Origin of the sequence: Salinispora tropica CNB-440, assembly GCF_000016425.1 — a bacterium.
Taxonomy (GTDB): Bacteria; Actinomycetota; Actinomycetes; order Mycobacteriales; family Micromonosporaceae; genus Micromonospora; species Micromonospora tropica.
Genome location: NC_009380.1, coordinates 381,785 through 397,669, shown reverse-complemented (window position 1 = coordinate 397,669; position 15,885 = coordinate 381,785). Strand labels below are relative to the sequence as shown.

Annotated in this window: 17 protein-coding genes and 1 pseudogene; 4 read left to right on the top strand and 14 right to left on the bottom strand. The window is 70.6% G+C overall.

From position 1 onward, the window contains the following. Nucleotides 1-6: 6 nt before the first annotated feature. From STROP_RS01740 to STROP_RS01725, 6 genes and pseudogenes are all read right to left on the bottom strand, one after another. On the bottom strand, nucleotides 7-879 hold the full coding sequence (locus STROP_RS01740; RefSeq protein WP_011904265.1) for a lysophospholipid acyltransferase family protein: 873 nt from the start codon (nucleotides 877-879) through the stop codon (nucleotides 7-9). Then, nucleotides 876-1,952 (bottom strand): NAD-dependent epimerase/dehydratase family protein, encoded by a 1,077-nt coding sequence (locus STROP_RS01735; protein WP_011904264.1) that lies wholly within the window; start codon nucleotides 1,950-1,952, stop codon nucleotides 876-878. Before STROP_RS01735 ends, STROP_RS01740 begins: the two co-directional genes overlap by 4 nt. A 119-nt stretch (nucleotides 1,953-2,071) precedes the next feature. Continuing rightward, nucleotides 2,072-2,173, bottom strand: a complete 102-nt coding sequence (locus STROP_RS23415) for a 30S ribosomal protein bS22 (RefSeq protein ID WP_007465623.1) — start codon at nucleotides 2,171-2,173, stop codon at nucleotides 2,072-2,074. 202 nt (nucleotides 2,174-2,375) lie between these two features. Further along, nucleotides 2,376-2,585 carry a helix-turn-helix domain-containing protein gene (locus STROP_RS01730; protein WP_011904263.1) on the bottom strand — a complete coding sequence of 70 codons (210 nt, stop codon included), beginning with the start codon at nucleotides 2,583-2,585 and terminating at the stop codon, nucleotides 2,376-2,378. Nucleotides 2,586-2,719: 134 nt separating this feature from the next. Continuing rightward, a pseudogene (locus STROP_RS23410) lies at nucleotides 2,720-2,908 on the bottom strand (ABC transporter ATP-binding protein); the annotation flags it as partial. Between the two features lie 22 nt (nucleotides 2,909-2,930). Next, nucleotides 2,931-3,848: a proline dehydrogenase family protein gene (locus STROP_RS01725; protein ID WP_011904262.1), complete on the bottom strand. Its 918-nt coding sequence runs from the start codon at nucleotides 3,846-3,848 to the stop codon at nucleotides 2,931-2,933. A gap of 98 nt (nucleotides 3,849-3,946) precedes the next feature. Between STROP_RS01725 and STROP_RS01720 the strand changes: the two genes are divergently transcribed. Next, on the top strand, nucleotides 3,947-4,531 hold the full coding sequence (locus STROP_RS01720) for a CGNR zinc finger domain-containing protein (protein ID WP_026275218.1): 585 nt from the start codon (nucleotides 3,947-3,949) through the stop codon (nucleotides 4,529-4,531). On the opposite strand, the gene STROP_RS01715 is transcribed toward STROP_RS01720, so the two are convergent. Both STROP_RS01715 and STROP_RS01710 read right to left on the bottom strand, forming a co-directional pair. Continuing rightward, nucleotides 4,524-5,411 carry a sugar phosphate isomerase/epimerase family protein gene (locus STROP_RS01715; protein WP_187151567.1) on the bottom strand — a complete coding sequence of 296 codons (888 nt, stop codon included), beginning with the start codon at nucleotides 5,409-5,411 and terminating at the stop codon, nucleotides 4,524-4,526. The genes STROP_RS01720 and STROP_RS01715 overlap by 8 nt on opposite strands. Nucleotides 5,412-5,485: 74 nt before the next feature. After that, the gene (locus STROP_RS01710; RefSeq protein ID WP_011904259.1) at nucleotides 5,486-6,430 is read right to left on the bottom strand and encodes a Ppx/GppA phosphatase family protein; all 945 of its coding nucleotides are present in this window, start codon (nucleotides 6,428-6,430) and stop codon (nucleotides 5,486-5,488) included. Between the two features lie 73 nt (nucleotides 6,431-6,503). Here STROP_RS01710 and STROP_RS01705 point away from each other — a divergent pair, with 73 nt between their 5' ends. After that, a complete protein-coding gene (locus tag STROP_RS01705; RefSeq protein ID WP_011904258.1) occupies nucleotides 6,504-7,310 on the top strand; it encodes a DUF3109 family protein in 807 nt (268 codons plus the stop codon). Nucleotides 7,311-7,394: 84 nt separating this feature from the next. Here the strand turns inward: STROP_RS01705 and STROP_RS01700 are convergent, their stop codons facing one another. From STROP_RS01700 to STROP_RS01690, 3 genes are all read right to left on the bottom strand, one after another. Continuing rightward, nucleotides 7,395-8,078 carry a response regulator transcription factor gene (locus tag STROP_RS01700; RefSeq protein ID WP_011904257.1) on the bottom strand — a complete coding sequence of 228 codons (684 nt, stop codon included), beginning with the start codon at nucleotides 8,076-8,078 and terminating at the stop codon, nucleotides 7,395-7,397. 19 nt (nucleotides 8,079-8,097) lie between these two features. After that, complete coding sequence (locus STROP_RS01695) at nucleotides 8,098-9,378, bottom strand: sensor histidine kinase (RefSeq protein WP_018830931.1); 1,281 nt, start codon at nucleotides 9,376-9,378, stop codon at nucleotides 8,098-8,100. A gap of 152 nt (nucleotides 9,379-9,530) precedes the next feature. Then, nucleotides 9,531-10,298, bottom strand: a complete 768-nt coding sequence (locus STROP_RS01690) for a phosphoglyceromutase (protein ID WP_026275219.1) — start codon at nucleotides 10,296-10,298, stop codon at nucleotides 9,531-9,533. Nucleotides 10,299-10,451: 153 nt separating this feature from the next. Here STROP_RS01690 and STROP_RS01685 point away from each other — a divergent pair, with 153 nt between their 5' ends. Continuing rightward, entirely contained in the window at nucleotides 10,452-11,795 is a 1,344-nt protein-coding gene (locus tag STROP_RS01685; RefSeq protein WP_230582370.1) for an MDR family MFS transporter, read from the top strand. Nucleotides 11,796-12,208: 413 nt separating this feature from the next. On the opposite strand, the gene STROP_RS01680 is transcribed toward STROP_RS01685, so the two are convergent. The 3 genes from STROP_RS01680 to mshA all read right to left on the bottom strand — a co-directional run bounded on the left by STROP_RS01680 (nucleotide 12,209) and on the right by mshA (nucleotide 14,954). Then, nucleotides 12,209-12,871: a hypothetical protein gene (locus STROP_RS01680; protein ID WP_011904253.1), complete on the bottom strand. Its 663-nt coding sequence runs from the start codon at nucleotides 12,869-12,871 to the stop codon at nucleotides 12,209-12,211. Nucleotides 12,872-12,945: 74 nt separating this feature from the next. Beyond that, nucleotides 12,946-13,518 (bottom strand): type III secretion system chaperone family protein, encoded by a 573-nt coding sequence (locus tag STROP_RS01675; protein ID WP_011904252.1) that lies wholly within the window; start codon nucleotides 13,516-13,518, stop codon nucleotides 12,946-12,948. A gap of 89 nt (nucleotides 13,519-13,607) precedes the next feature. After that, complete coding sequence (mshA, locus tag STROP_RS01670; RefSeq protein ID WP_026275220.1) at nucleotides 13,608-14,954, bottom strand: D-inositol-3-phosphate glycosyltransferase; 1,347 nt, start codon at nucleotides 14,952-14,954, stop codon at nucleotides 13,608-13,610. 166 nt (nucleotides 14,955-15,120) lie between these two features. Between mshA and STROP_RS01665 the strand changes: the two genes are divergently transcribed. After that, nucleotides 15,121-15,885, top strand: coding sequence for an SDR family oxidoreductase (locus STROP_RS01665; RefSeq protein ID WP_011904250.1), 765 nt, complete (start codon nucleotides 15,121-15,123; stop codon nucleotides 15,883-15,885).

Sequence of the window (15,885 nt, the reverse complement as noted above, 5' to 3'; positions counted from 1 at the left end):
CCCTGGTCAGGGGCCGAACGGGTCCGGCCGCCGCTCCAGCAGCCGGTGCAGGGTCTGCTGAATGGTCTCCCGCACCTGGTCGGCGAGGTTGAACACGACCAGCGGGTCATCGGCCGAGTCGGTCAGGTGCTCGGTGGCGATCGGCGGGCAGAACTCGATCATCCACTTGCTCGGCAGCGGCACCATGCCCAGCGGGCCGAGCCAGGGGAAGGTCGGCGTGACGGGGAAGTACGGCAGCTTCAGCAGCCGCGCGAGAGGCTTCACGTCGGCGAGCATCGGGTAGGTCTCCTCGCCCCCGACTATCGCCACCGGCACGATCGGGGTACCCGTACGCAACGCCGCGGAGACGAAGCCACCCCGTCCGAATCGTTGTAGCTTGTAGCGCTCCGCGTACAGCTTGCCGACGCCCTTGAAGCCCTCAGGGAAGACGCTGACCAACTCACCGGATTCGAGCAGCCGCTCGGCGTCCGGGTTGCAGGCGACCGTGCCGCCACCCTTGCGGGCCACCGCCGACACCACCGGCATCCGGAAGACGAGGTCCGCGCCGAGCAGCCGGAGAAACCGGTGCCGGGGGTGCCGATCGTGGAGCACCGCCGAGAGAATCAGCGCGTCCAGGGCCACGGTGCCGGAGTGGTTGGCCACCACAAGGCCAGCCCCCACGTCGGGCACATGCTCCAGCCCGGTGACCTCGGTGCGGAACCAGTCTCGGTAGAGCAGTCGCAGCAGCGGGTGGAAGACGGATTCGGTGAGCTGCGGGTCGAAGCCGAACTCGTCGACCTCGTAGTCGCCGGCGAGGCGTCCGCGCAGGAACGCCAGCCCGCTCGCCACCTTCCGGTCCCAGTGATCCCCGGGCTGCTCGAAGACCGCCCCGCCGCTCACGACCGCTCCCGAGCGGCGGCGGAGCGAACCTGCCGGACCCCGTCGAGCACCAGCTGCTCGGCGGCGGCGAGCCGCTCCCGGGTGACCACGATGCCGTTGCGGTGGGCGCGGATGAAGTCGTCGAAGGCGGCTGCAGTCGAGCGTGGGGTGAAGCCGAACTCCCGCTCGAGCCGATCGGTGTCCACGACCCGACCGTGCACGAAGAGGTCGACCTGGTCCAACCCGTAGCGGCCGAAGCCGAGCGTGCGGGCCAACGCAGCCGCCCCGGACAGGCCCGGCTCCAGCACCGGCACCGCGACCCGGCCGGCCCGCCGAATGGCCTGGGAGAGCGCCAGCACCCCGGGACCGGCGACGTTGTAGGTGCCGGGATGATCCAGCACGATCGACCGGTGCAACACCTCCAGCGCGTCCTCGAAGTGCAGGAACTGTAGCCGCGGGTCGCGGCCGAACACGGTGGGCACCAGGGGTTGGGCGAAGTAGCGGGTGAGCGTGGTGTCCGCGGTCGAGCCGATGAACGGCGCGAACCGCAGCACGGTGGCGGTTACATCGGGGCGGCGGCGGCGAAAACCCCGCACGTACCCCTCGATGTCCAGGATGTCCCGGCCGAAGCCACCGCGCGGTACCTCACGCGGCTCGGTCTCCTCGGTGAAGACAGCCGGGTCGCGGAAGGACGCGCCGTACGCGGCGGTCGAGGAGCGGACGACGAGCTTGCGTAGCCGGGGCGCATGCTGCGCGGCGGCGAGCAGCTGCATCGTGCCGATGACGTTCTGGTCCTTCATGGCCGCGCGGCCCCCGTGCTGCGGGTCGGGGGCACTGACCAGGGCCAGGTGCACCACGGCATCAACGTCAAGGTCGGCGAGGAGGCCACCGATCGAACCCGCATCCGCCCGGACCCGCTCGACCCCGTTGAGCAGGTCGGTGAGCTCGCCACCCGCCTCCGGTGGGTCGACTCCGATGACCCGCCCGACCCGCGGGTCGGCGGCGAGCCGCGCGGCGACGTGGGCACCGAGGTAGCGACTGACGCCGGTCACGACGACAACCCCCGGGGCACCGGAGGGGCCACCGGGGGTCATGCCGCACACCGTCCCCGGCAGGCGAGATCGAGCCGGAACATCCGCGGCCTGATCACCTAAGCCTCCGAGGGTCGACAGCTGGCAAGTGATGACGGTGCCGGGACCAGCCCGGCACCGGATCACTTGCCGAGACGGCGACGCTGGACGCGGGTCTTGCGCAGCAGCTTGCGGTGCTTCTTCTTAGCCATGCGCTTGCGGCGCTTCTTGACCACCGAGCCCATACGACAGCCTTTCGATGCAATGTGCGGGGCGGACCGGATGACACCGGCGTCCGCTTGCGGACAACGGACCGGACCTGCGGGACGGGCGGCGGAGCGCATCTGTGGTCACGGTCGGGTCCAGGGTAGCCGGGAAGCATCAGCAGGACCAACGCGGCCCCTCGATGCCGGTCACCACGGTCGGTTCACACCCGCAGACGGAGGTTCAGGCGGTTTCTTGAAAGGCACCGCGTAGGTACTCGTGCACCGAGTGCTCGGGGACGCGAAACGACCGGCCGACCCGGACCGCGCCGAGCTCGCCGCCGTGCACCAGGCGGTAGACCGTCATCTTCGACACCCGCATGACCGTCGCCACCTCGGCGACGGTGAGGAACCTGACCTCCGACAGCTGACCGTCGGACCGCGACCCGGCCATGGCCCACCGACCCATCCCATGCCCGGCGCGTGCTATCCCGACGGGGCTTCCGCCGGACCAGCGACGCGCGTGTTACCAGTACGGTAGCGGGGCCGATGTGACCGGCGCGATCCCTTCGGACAAACCATCCTGATTCACACCAGCGGAGCTGGTGGGCCCGCCGCCGGCCCTGCTCGATCCCCACGGTGCCCGGTGGCGCCGGTGGCGCCACCGGTGCCACCGGACGAGCGCCCCGGTCCGCGTCCGGACGCGGATCGGGGCTCCGTGCTGGGAGCGGGCACCAGTGTGTCAGGGCGCTCACCGGGGCCCGACACCGGTAGATCACGACCGCGACCAGCGCCGCGACTACCGACCCATCAGGGCGTGGGCGAAAAACCCCAGATTGGCGGGGCGTTCGGCCAGGCGACGCATGAGATAGCCGAACCACTCGTTGCCGTACGGGACGTACGTGCGCACGGTGTATCCGTCGCCGATCAGGCGGGCCTGATCGGCTGAGCGGATGCCGTAGAGCATCTGGAACTCGAACTGGTCCGGCCCCCGGTCGAACCAGCGGGCCCGGTCCTCGCCGATCGCGATCAGGCGGGGGTCGTGAGTGGCGAGCATCGGGTAGCCGGCCCCAGCCATCAGAATGGTCAGGCAGCGTACGTAGGACCGGTCTACGTCCCGAGCTGACTGGTAGGCCACCGATTCGGGCTCCCGGTACGCGCCCTTGCAGAGCCGGACCCGGGAACCGGCGCCGGCCAACTGCCGGCAGTCGGACTCGGTTCGACGCAGGTACGCCTGCAGAACCGCGCCCGTGGACGGATGGTCCGCCCGCAGCTTGACGAGGATATCCAGAGTCGAGTCGGTGGTGGTGTGGTCCTCCATGTCGAGGGTGACCGTGGTGCCGGAGGCCTCGGCCGCCGCGCAGATCGCCCGGGCGTTGTCGTAGGCAAGCTGCTCGTCAAAGGTCTGCCCGAGCGCGGAGAGCTTGACACTCACCTCGGCGGCCGGGGTGAGCCCGTCGGCGGCGAGCGACTCCAGCAGGCCGAGGTACTCGTCGCGAACGGCGCTGGCCTGCTCGGGTGTGACCGTGTCCTCACCGAGGTTGTCGAGGGTGACCGTGAGCCCGTCGTCGACGAGGGCGCGGGTGACTCGCAACGCGTCCTCGGTCCGGGGGCCGGCGACGAACCGGCGCACCATGTTCCGAGTTAACGGGGCTGTCGCGACGAGCCGCTCGCACCGCGATGACCGGGCCGCAGCGAGAATGACGGTACGAAGCATGGGCTGAGAGTAGCGCTCAGAGCGGCAAAACGGCGGTGTGGTCACATCGCACTACATCGACACGCCGCATGCCCCGGAAGTCGTCTACCGTGGGTGACGTGAACTTCGACGCGTACGCCCGGACCGGAGTTGATCTGATCAATGTCCGGCTGGACGACCTCGACGCCCTCCGTTCGCTCTTTCCCGACGACGTTTCGTGGATGCGGGACGAAGTGTCGGAGCGAGATCTCACGATCTTTCGACGGGCGCAGAAGCGACTTCGCGATGTCTTCGAGTACGGCACGTCCGGGCGAGACGTCCAAGCGGTCGCCGAGCTGAATGTGCTGTTGGAAGCGTACCCGGTGCAGCCGCGCATCTCCGGGCACGACTCCAGTGACTGGCACATGCACGTCACCAGCCGCGGCGCCTCGGTGAGCGCGGAGTACCTGGCCGGCGCGGTCTGGGGACTGTCGGTGTGGCTCTGTGAATACGGCAGCGCCCGGTTCGGGGTCTGTGCGGACGAGCGGTGCGGCAACGTCTACCTGGACACCTCGTCGAACTGCTGCCGACGGTTCTGCTCGGAGCGCTGCGCCACCCGCTCTCACGTGGCGGCGCACCGGGCCCGCAAGCGGGCCGCGATCCGCGACCGGGTCGCGGTGGCGGCGCAGCCCACCGGGGCCGACAACCTGACCGTGGTCAGCTGAACGCCGGCGGCCGGCGGGGTGCTCCGCTGTCTAACTCTTCGGCTTCCCGGCCGCCCCGCCGCACTGGGTCCGGCCCGGCGTTGGTCGCGGCGGCCGGGGGGTCGAGGTGCTGGCGGGCGAAGGCCAACGCTGCCCGCAGGTCCGCTTCCCGGACCGCGCGGCTCTTCGCCCGCCGGGTTGACACCTCCACCGCCACCGAGCCGGTGAAGCCCCGGCCGGCGAGCGAGCGCAGCAGCTCGGCGCAGGGCTGGGTCCCCCGCCCGGGGACGAGATGCTCGTCGCGCCCCTCACCGGTGCCATCGCCCAGGTGAACGTGGGTCAGACCGGCGCCCATTCGGTCGGCCAACTCCAGCGCGTCGGTGTGGGACGCCGCGCAGTGCGACAGGTCAAGGGTGTAGGAGGGGTATCCCGTCGTGGTGGGGTCCCACCCCGGGGCGTACGGAACGAACTGCCGCCCCGCCATCCGCACCGGATACATGTTCTCGACCGGGAAACTGATGCCACCGAACTGCCCGGTGACCTCATCCAGGCCCTCGGCGAAGTTACGGGCGTAGTCCCGCTGCCAGGTGAATGGCGGGTGCACCACCACGGTCGGCGCGCCCAGCGCCTCGGCCAGCTGACCGGAACGGCGCAACCGCTCCCACGGGTCGGCGCTCCACACCCGCTGGGTAACCAGTAGACATGGGGCGTGCACGGAGAGCACCGGCACGCCGTAGTGCTTGGCGAGTCCGGCGAGCGCGCCAGCATCCTGGCTGACGGCGTCGGTCCAGACCATCACCTCGACGCCGTCGTAGCCGAGCGTGGCAGCCAGCTGAAACGCCGCTGCGGTCCGCTCGGGGAAGACCGACGAGGTGGACAGGAGAACCGGAACTCGGGGCACAGCATCGAGAGTAGCCGGCACCGATGGGGATCTTCAGGATGAGTGCCGGCAAATACCACTGCCTCCGGGGCACGTTACATCGACACGAGCTGATCAAGCCGGCGCAGGATCACCCCCTCCCGCAACGCCCACGGGCAGACCTCCAGGGTGCCGATGTCCAGCCGGCGCATCGCCGCCTCGGCGACCACCGCACCGGCCAACAGCTGATGCGCCCGACCGACGCTGACCCCGTCCAGCTCGACGAGCTGCGCCGGGGGAATGTGCCGGATGAACCCGAGCACCTGCCGCAGTCCGGCCCGGGTAAGCCGGCGTCGGGCCCAGACGCCCGCCCCGGAGGGGGCCGCCCCGGCGAGGCGGGCCAGGGTCCGGAAGGTCTTCGAGGTGGCGACCGGACGCTCCCAGCCCACCTTGTTCAGCCCCCCGGCCACCGCGTCAAGCTGGCCGTCCACGTACGCCCGCAGCTTCTCCACCTGCTCGGCCCCCGGCGGGGACGTACTGCCCGCGGCGACCTGGAGATGGTGGCGGGTGAGCCGGCCAGCGCCCAGCGGCAACGACACCGCGGCGTCCGGATCCTCGTCGATGCCCGCCGCGATCTCCAGCGAGCCTCCACCGATGTCGAGCACCAGCAGCCGCCCGGCCGACCAGCCGAACCAGCGGCGCACCGCGAGGAAGGTCATCCGGGCCTCGTCGGCACCGGTGAGGACCTCCAGTCTGACCCCGGTCTCCGCCTGGACCCGGGCCAACACCGCCACCGAGTTGGTGGCGTCCCGTACTGCGGAGGTGGCGAACGCGATCAGGTTGTCGGTGCCCAGCCCGAACGCGGACTCCTTCGCGGACGCGACCGCCCGCACCAGGGAATCCGCGCCGGCGGGGGTGAGCGCGCCATCCGGGCCGATCTGTTCGGCCAGTCGCAGCACCGCCTTCTCGGAGTGCGCCGGCCAGGGGTGCGCGCCCCGGTGAGCGTCCACCACCAGCAGGTGCACCGTATTGGAACCCACATCAAGGACGCCCAGCCGCATGAGGCAAACCCTAGAGGCAACACCCGCCCGCGACGCACCGGGCTTGCCATCCGCTGGCGCGTACGCTGGTCAGGTGAGAGGGCAGATCGAGCTCCGTACCCGGCCGGACGACCCAGACGATCCACGCGGCCGGGAGGTCCCGCTGGACTTCCCCCGGGAGTGGATCGAGTTCGGCGACCCGGCCGACGACACCCACCTGATCCGGGCCGACCTGACCTGGCTGCTGTCCCGGTGGACCTGCGTCTACGGGCGCGGCTGTCACGGCATCAGCGCCGACCGCCCCGCCGACGGCTGCTGCTCACACGGCGCGTTCTTCACCGACTCCGACGACGAACAGCGGGTTCGATCGGCGGTCCGACGGCTGACCCCGGAAACCTGGCAGCACCACCGGCGGGGCTTCAACAACTGGACCGAGACCGACACGGTTGACGAGAAGACGCCCGCCCGACGGACGGCCACCCGGCCCGACGGCCCCTGCGTCTTCCTCAACGACGCCGGCTTTCCCGGCGGGGCCGGCTGCGCCCTGCACGCCCAGGCGCTCCGCGACGGCGCCCACCCGCTGGAGTACAAGCCGGATGTCTGCTGGCAGTTGCCGATCCGCCGTGAACAGGAGTGGGTCCAGCGCCCGGACGGCACCAAGGTTCTGCTGTCCACGCTCGGGGAGTTCGACCGTCGCGGCTGGGGCGCCGGCGGGCACGACCTGGACTGGTGGTGCACCTCGTCCCGGGACGCCCATGTGGCGGCCGAACGGATGTACGTCTCGTACGCCCCGGAGCTGACCGCCCTGATCGGTGCACCCGCGTACGCCGAACTGGCCGCGTTGTGTGCCGCCCGCGCCCGCCACGGGCTGGTCGCCCCGCACCCGGCCGACCCGGACTGACCACGCAGGGGGCAGGCCGGGCCGCGCGAGGCCGTCCGGCGCCGCGGCGGACAGCACGGCCCGCGAGCCGTACGGGTCGTCAGATCACGGCTCGAACTTGTACCCCAGGCCCCGCACGGTGACGATGTGGCGGGGGGTGGATGGTTCCGGCTCGACCTTGGAACGCAGCCGCTTGACGTGTACGTCGAGGGTTTTCGTGTCGCCCACGTAGTCGGCCCCCCAGACCCGATCGATCAGCTGGCCCCGGGTGAGTACCCGGCCGGCGTTGCGCAGCAACAACTCCAGCAGCTCGAACTCCTTCAGCGGCAGCTGCACCGGGCCGCCGTCGACCGTGACCACGTGCCGCTCGATGTCCATCCGAACCGGGCCCGCGGCCAACGTCGCCGCACCCGACTCCACCGTCTCGACGCTCTTGCGGCGCAGCACCGCACGGATCCGGGCGACGAGTTCCCGCGGCGAGTACGGCTTCGTCACGTAGTCGTCGGCTCCGATCTCCAACCCGACCACCTTGTCGATCTCGCTGTCCCGAGCGGTGACCATGATGATCGGCACGTGCGACCGCTGCCGGAGCTGCCGACACACCTCGCTGCCAGACATCTCGGGCAGCATCAGGTCGAGCAGCACGATGTCGGCACCGGTCCGGTCGAACTCGGTGAGGGCGGAGGGGCCAGTCGCGGCCACCGAGACCTCGAAGCCCTCCTTACGGAGCATGTACGACAGGGCATCGGAGAACGACTCCTCGTCCTCGACCACCAGAACGCGGCTCAACAGAGGCTTCCTTTCACTGTCACGTCTGCTGGGACTCGGCCGGTTCGGCCTCGATCTCAGCCGAGGGCGGTATCACCAAAGGGTCGTCCGGGGCGCGGGCGGGGAGTCGGAGGGTGAACGTCGAGCCCTCGTCAGGAGTACTCGCGACCTCCACCCGTCCGCCGTGGTTGCTGGCGATGTGCTTGACGATGGCGAGCCCGAGACCGGTGCCGCCGGTCGCGCGGGATCGCGCCTGGTCGGCCCGGTAGAAACGCTCGAAGATCCGGTCCACTTCGCGCGGGCCGATCCCGATGCCCTGGTCGGTAACGGCGATCGTGACGTGTTCATCGTCGTGCCGGGCGGTGATCCGGACGGTGGTGTCCTCACCCGAGTAGTTGATGGCATTCTCGACCAGGTTCGACACGGCGGTGGCCAACTGGGTGTCACTGCCGTACACGGTCAGTCCCCGCTCGCCGTCAACCACCACGTCGATCCGGCGGGCGCTGGCACCGGTCCGGGTCCGATCCACCACCTCGCCGACCACCCAGTCCACGGCGACCGGCTCCGGCGCGGGCTGCGGGTCGGCGCCCTGAAGCCGGGTCAGCTCCAGCAACTCCTGCACCAACCGACCCAGCCGGGTCGACTCGTGCCGGATCCGTTCGGCGAACCGTCGAGTGGCGACCAGGTCCTCGGAGAGGTCCGGCTGCTCCTCGTCGGCCGGCTCGGTCGCGTCCAGCAACGCTTCGGCGAGGAGTTGGAGCGCCCCGATGGGGGTCTTCAGCTCGTGACTCACGTTGGCCACGAAGTCTCGCCGGACCCGGGCCAGCCGGTGCGACTCGGTCACATCCACGGCTTCCACGGCGACATGGCCGCCGCCGAGACCAACCGCCCGCAGATGCACGCCGAGCGGATTCTCCGCGGCGACGCTGTCGTCCCCCCGGGGCAGGTCCAGCTGGATCTCTCGACGTACGCCGGTCCGCCGCACCTGCCCCGCGAGCGTCCGGATCAACGGATGGGCGGTGACCGTACCCGGTGCGCCGCCAGCGCGGAGCAGCCCCATCGCGCGGGCTGCCGGGTTGACCAGGACGGGCCCGTCGTCGTCGGCGAGGACCACGACGCCGACCCGGAGGGAGTCGATCGTCCGGCGACCAAGGCCGGACTGCGGACCGTCGGCTATCGCGGGCCTCCCCCTGGGCCGGGGGGAGCCGGACTGGTGGCTCCCCATCAAGGTCGATCCAGCTCGCCGCGTCAGGACGAGCCAGGCCAGCAGCACGCCGACCGCCAGTCCCACGGCCACCGCGACCACCACTACCCACTCCACCGAGCGATCGTAGGTCCTGGTTAACCCAGCATCCGAACAGAGCCGGACGAAGCATCCTCACTTTCGCGGAAGTTCACGACCCCGTCCGACCTCGTTCACCAGGGCGTTCCCTGCCGACGGCCGGTGCCGTCGGGACCGCTCGGCCCGCCGGGTCAGCGACCCTGGTTCGCTACCGCTGCGGCGGCATCCCGCGCCGCCGCCGGGTCCAGGTAGGTGCCGCCGAGCGTCATCGGACGCAGCTGCGGGTCGAGGTCGTACCGCAGCGGGATCCCGGTCGGGATGTTCAGCTTCGCGATCGCCTCGTCGCTGATCTGGTCCAGATGCTTGACCAGGGCGCGCAGCGAGTTGCCGTGCGCGGCGACCAGCACCGTCCGGCCGGCCAGGATGTCCGGCACGATCGAGTCGTACCAGTACGGCAGCATCCGATCGACGACGTCCTTCAGGCACTCCGTCCGCGGCATCAGCTCGGTCGGCAGCAACCGGTAGCGCGGGTCACCGACCTGCGACCACTCGTCGTCGTCCGCGATCGGCGGCGGCGGCGTGTCGTACGAGCGACGCCAGAGCATGAACTGCTCCTCGCCGTACTCGTCGAGCGTCTGCTTCTTGTTCTTGCCCTGCAGGGCGCCGTAGTGACGCTCGTTGAGCCGCCACGACCGACGCACCGCGATCCAGTGTCGTTCGGCGGCGTCCAACGCCAGCTCCGCAGTACGGATCGCCCGGCGAAGCAGGCTGGTGTGTACCACGTCCGGCAGCAGGTTGTGCTCACGCAGCAGCTCACCGCCACGACGCGCCTCGGTCTCGCCCTTGCCGGTCAGGTCCACGTCGACCCAGCCGGTGAAGAGGTTCTTGGCGTTCCAGTCGCTCTCACCGTGTCGTAACAGGACCAGCGTCCCGATGGTGGGCCCCTCACTAGCAGTCATGCCGGCCATCCTGCCCCACCGAGGAACCTGTCACGTGCGAAGGGGTGACGACCACCACCGGGAATTCCGGTGACCAGACCATCGCCCGCCACTAGGTTGTAAGGCGCTTAGACGATGCCGTTCATTACGGAAGCGGGGCGCCGAGTGCGGACCATGCAAGGTTGGCTACACGATACGGCCGGCGGTCTTCCCCGCACCTTCTGGTATCTGTGGACCGGCACCCTGATCAACCGGCTCGGCTCGTTCATCCTCATCTTCATCGCCATCTACCTCACCCAGGAGCGGGACTTCTCCGCCGCCCAGGCCGGCCTGGTCCTGGGGCTGTGGGGGGTCGGCGGCGCGGTGGGCACCACCGTCGGTGGCACGCTCGCGGACCGGTGGGGCCGCCGGCCCACGCTGTTGACCGCGCACCTCGGCGCCGCGAGCTTGATGCTCGCCCTCGGCTTCGCCCGGGACCTCTGGTTGATCGCACTCGGCGCCCTCCTGCTCGGACTCTTCGCCGAGGCCGCCCGACCCGCCTTCGGCGCGATGATGATCGATGTCGTGCCGGCGAAGGACCGGCTGCGCGCCTTCAGCCTGAACTATTGGGCGATCAATCTCGGCTTCGCCTGCGCCGCGGTCCTCGCGGGGTTCGCGACCGAGGCCGGTTACCTGCTGCTCTTCGTGGTTAACGCGGTCACCACCCTGATCACCGCGCTGATCATCTTCTTCAAGGTCAGCGAGACCCACCAACCAGTGGTCGCCACCGCCGGCGGGCCGAAGGCCCAGACCGGCGCGCTACGCGCCATCCTGTCCGACCGGGTCTACCTCGGGTTCGTGACGTTGAACCTCTTCGCCGCGTTGGTCTTCCTCCAGCACATCTCGATGCTGCCGATCGCCATGGGCGACTCGGGGCTGAGCCCGGCCACCTACGGCTCGGTGATCGCACTCAACGGTGTGTTGATCGTGGTGGGCCAGCTCTTCGTACCACGGTTGATCAAGGGTCGTAGCCGGTCCCACGTGTTGGCGCTGTCGGCGGTGGTGCTCGGGTGCGGGTTCGGGCTGACCGCGTTCGCCGAGACCGCCTGGTTCTACGGTCTGACCGTCCTGATCTGGACCATCGGCGAGATGCTCAACTCGCCGTCCAACGCCACCCTGATCGCCGAACTCTCCCCGAATGAGCTGCGCGGTCGCTACCAGGGGGTCTTCTCGCTCTCCTGGCAGATCGCCGGCGCCGCGGCGCCGGTGCTCGGGGGGCTCGTCCGGGAGGGAGCCGGCAACGCCACACTCTGGATGGGCTGTGCCCTGATCGGCGGGCTGGTGGCGGTGGCGCACCTGATCTCCGGGCCGACGCGGGAGCGCCGGGCCGCCGCGCTGCGGGCGGTCAACCAACCGGCACCGCCGACCCCGGTCGGGCAGCAGCGCGCCACCGAGGCCGGCGAGGCCTCCCTGGTCACGTCGCCCGGGTCACCGCCGACGGAGAACGCCGCGGGAGCGCCGGCCGGCGAGGCCCGCTGACCGCACCGGCTGCCGTAGTCCATGCGGAGATCCGCGGCACGTCACGACCACCGGAGTACGCGAAACGCCCATCGCGAGATCGTCGCGATGGGCGTTTCGGCGCGTACGACCGGCGGCGGCGGGCGACACTCACCCCCGTAAGCGACGCCCGCTCACGCCGCCGGTCAACGGGTGGACACCGTCCCCCAACGGTGTTGCTCCACCCGTCCCCGCGCCACACTCGATGCTCGGATCTGTTTGATCCTCCGCTCCCCCGAACGGAACCGAGCGCCGCACGGTGCAATAAAGTTAGTTCGCCCGGAATGCGGATTCAAATTGACCGGCTGTCTCGCCGGTCACAAACCGGCTGTCCCGCGGTCCGGTCCGCCGCCCGGCCACCAGCGGACTACCCGCCGGCAACTCCGGCAAACAACTCAACCGTCCTCCCGATCGGGTGACTCGGTACGGAAAAAGTTGCTGATTCGGCCATCGCGCAACCGCTCTTGATAGATCAGGTTCAGCTTCCGCAGGTCAAAAGTTCGAAACCACTCGACCCATGTGATTTCGCGCACACGGGAGCTCTCCCGATACCCCGGCATGTTGAAGGTGAGCACCCCGGCCCGGCCATCCCGCTCGGTGCCCCTGATCGTCGCCGGTTTCGCGTTACGCTGCCGCGCCCACCGCCGGATCACCTCGTGGTTCGTGGTGACCAGGCTCCGACCCGGACGCTCCGGCCGATCGGTCGGGGCAGCGATGACCTGCGAGGACCGCACCGACCGGGAGGTACGCGGCCCGGTGCGCACCGCCGTGCCACCCGCCGACCGCCCGCTGGACGCCGCCCGGCGGCCGGGCCCCTTCGCCCCGCTCGATCGGCGTTCCGCCCGCAAGGTCTTCACCAGCGTCCGCACCAGCTCCGGCTTACGCAGCGCGGAGGTGCCGGAGACACCGTGCTGGCGCAACTGCCCACGGATCTCGTCCACCCGCATCCGGGAGATCGTGGCCTCGGACACCTGCGGCGTGCCCTGGGTCTGATTTCCTGCCCCGCGTCCGGTCCGGGTCGCCGTACCACCGCGGCCTGCGCTGCTTCGCTGAGCCATGGAACGCTCCTCCGCCAGTCCGTCCTCGGCGCGCGGCCGGCCCAGTACCGCACCGCACCCCCACGGGGTACCCGTCAGGACAGCGTCGAACCCCCCGGGGCGGCGGCCGGGTTCCCGGCAGCGGGCTTCCCGGCCGCCGGCCCGGCCTCACCGTCAGCCGACTCGACCAGATGGGCGAAGGCCGCGAGATTGGCGGTCGACTCGCCGCGCTTGACCCGCCACTCCCACTCCCGCCGGATCGAACTACCGAAGCCGATCTCCAGCATCCTGTCGAAGGACTCGTCGGCGTACGTGAGCACCGACCCGAAGAGCCGATCCAGCTCGTCGGCGTCCACCCCCGCCGAATTCACCCGCCCGGTCAGGTAGACGTCACCGACCGCGTCGATGGAGAACGACACCCCATACATCCGAGCGTTGCGCTGCAGCAGCCACGCCCACAGCTCCTCGCGGCGCTCGTCGGGCTGGCGCATCACGAACGCCTCGACCCGCAGCGCGTACTCGCCGATGATCAGGTTGCAGATCGTCCGCAACTTGTGGGTGCCCGGCAGGGTCACCGCGTACGAGTTCGGGCCGGTGGACTCCCAGGCCAGGTCCCGCTCCGCGCAGACCGACTCGATCAACGCCCCGAGCTCGCTTCTCCCGTTCACCGCCCCACTCTACGACCGCTCCCGGCCAGCCGCGCCCCTCGCCGGTCCCGTCTCCGTCGCTGCCGGCGGTGGCGATCGGCGCTGGGGACTCACCGAGAGCAGGTGGCGAAGTCAGACAATCGGGTTCGGTGCTCGGCGACCGCCTCGCCGTAGACATCCAACAGGTCTTTCACCGTCCGATCCCAGGAGAAGTTGCGGGCGTGGCGTTGCGCGCCCCGGGCCAACATCGCGCGCCGGCCGGCGTCCGGCAGCAGGCGGCCCAGCGAACGGGCCCATGCGACCGGGTCGTGGCCATCCACGAGGACCCCGCTGACCTCGTCGCGTACCGCGGTGTTCAAGCCGCCGACCGCGGCCGCCACCACCGGCGTACCGCAGGCCTGCGCCTCCAACGCCACCAGCCCGAAGCTCTCGTTGTAGGACGGGACCGCCACCAGGTCGGCCGCCCGATACAGGGCGGGCAGGTCGTCGCCGGTCTGCGGCGGCAGGAACCGGACCCGATCGGTGATGCCCAACGCGGCGGCCAGCTCGATCAGGTGGGTCGGCCGCTCGAGCCCGCTACCGCTGGGGCCACCGCAGACCACCACCGTCATGTCATCGGCGAGGGCCGGATCCCGTTGGCGCAACGCCGCCGCCGCACGGATCAGCACGTCGGGTGCCTTGAGCGGCTGGATCCGGCCGACGAACGCCACCACGTAGCCGCGCTCGGGCAGGTCCAGCCGACGACGGGCGAGGACCTGCGCCCGCGCGCGATCACCGGAGGCAGGGCAGAACCGGGCCAGATCCACCCCCGGTTCGACCACCTCAACCCGGGTCGGGTCGGCATCGTACCGGTCGATCAGGTCACCGGCCTCGGTCTTGGTGTTGGCGACCAGGCGGTCGGCCTCCGCCACCACCTGCTCCTCGCCGATCACCCGAGCCTTGGGCTCCGGCCGGTCCCCGGCGGCGAGTTGCGCATTCTTGACCTTGGCGAGGGTGTGCGCGGTGTGCACCAGCGGAACCCCCCAACGCTCCTTGGCCAGCCAGCCGACCTGCCCGGAGAGCCAGTAGTGCGAGTGGATGAGGTCGTAGTGCCCCGCGGCCCGGACGGCCTCGGCCCGAAGCACCCCCGCGGTGAACGCGCAGAGCTGGCCGGGCAGTTCCTCCTTGGTCAGCCCACCCAACGGGCCGGACATGATGTGCCGGACGTGCACACCCGGCACCATCTCGACCACCGGCGGTAGGTCGGCCGCGGTCGCCCGGGTGAAGATCTCGACCTCGACGTTCGCCTCGGCCAATCGCCGGGCGACCTCCAGAATGTAGACATTCATCCCGCCGGCGTCACCGGTGCCAGGCTGGTGCAGCGGCGAGGTGTGCACGGAGAGGGTCGCGATACGGCGGGGCAGGGGCCACGGACGGGCACCTCGCTGATGACCGACACCGGTGTGCTGTTCCGCCACGTCCGCTCCTTCTGCCACGGTTGCCGCCCGCACGACCGGCGCTTCTCGGTCAACCTCCACGCCAGGTGTCATCTTCCCGATCGGGGATCGGTAATTCCTCACGGCCGTCCCCGCGCGTGACGGACCTCATCGCCCCCGCCCTCGAGCTCGAGGTCAGAATGGGCGGATGACTTCCGTCGCTGTCGTCACCGGAGCATCCAGCGGGATCGGGGCGGCCACCGTCCGCCGACTCGCCGCCGAAGGGTTCCACGTGCTGGCCGCCGCCCGGCGCACCGACCGCCTCGCCGACCTGGTCGAGGAGGTCGAAACCAGCGGCGGGTCGGCCACCGCGGTCAGCTGCGACGTGACCTCGGACGAGTCGGTGGCCCGCCTCGCCGCCGCGGCGGCGGCCGCGCCCGGTCCGGTCACCCTGCTGGTCAACAACGCCGGGGGAGCACGCGGCCTGGACCCGGTGGAGACCGGCGCGGTCGGTGACTGGCAGTGGATGTACGACGTGAACGTGCTGGGCACGCTGCGGGTCACCCAGGCGCTCCTGCCGGCGTTGGTCTCCTCCGGGGCCGGCACGATCGTCGTCGTGTCGTCGACCGCTGGTTTCACCGTGTACGAAGGCGGGGGTGGCTACGCCGCCGCCAAGCACGCGCAGACTGCGGTCGCGGGCACCCTACGGCTGGAGTTGTGCGGCCGGCCGGTTCGGGTCGTCGAGATCGACCCCGGGATGGTGCGGACCGAGGAGTTCTCGCTGGTCCGCTTCGACGGGGACGCCGACCGGGCGGACGCCGTCTACGCCGGGGTGTCCGAGCCGCTGGTCGCCGACGACGTGGCGGACTGTGTCGCCTGGTGCGCGACCCGCCCCCAGCACGTGAACGTCGACCGGCTGGTGGTCCGCCCGTTGGCGCAGGCCGCGCAGCACAAGGTCCACCGGGTCGGTTGA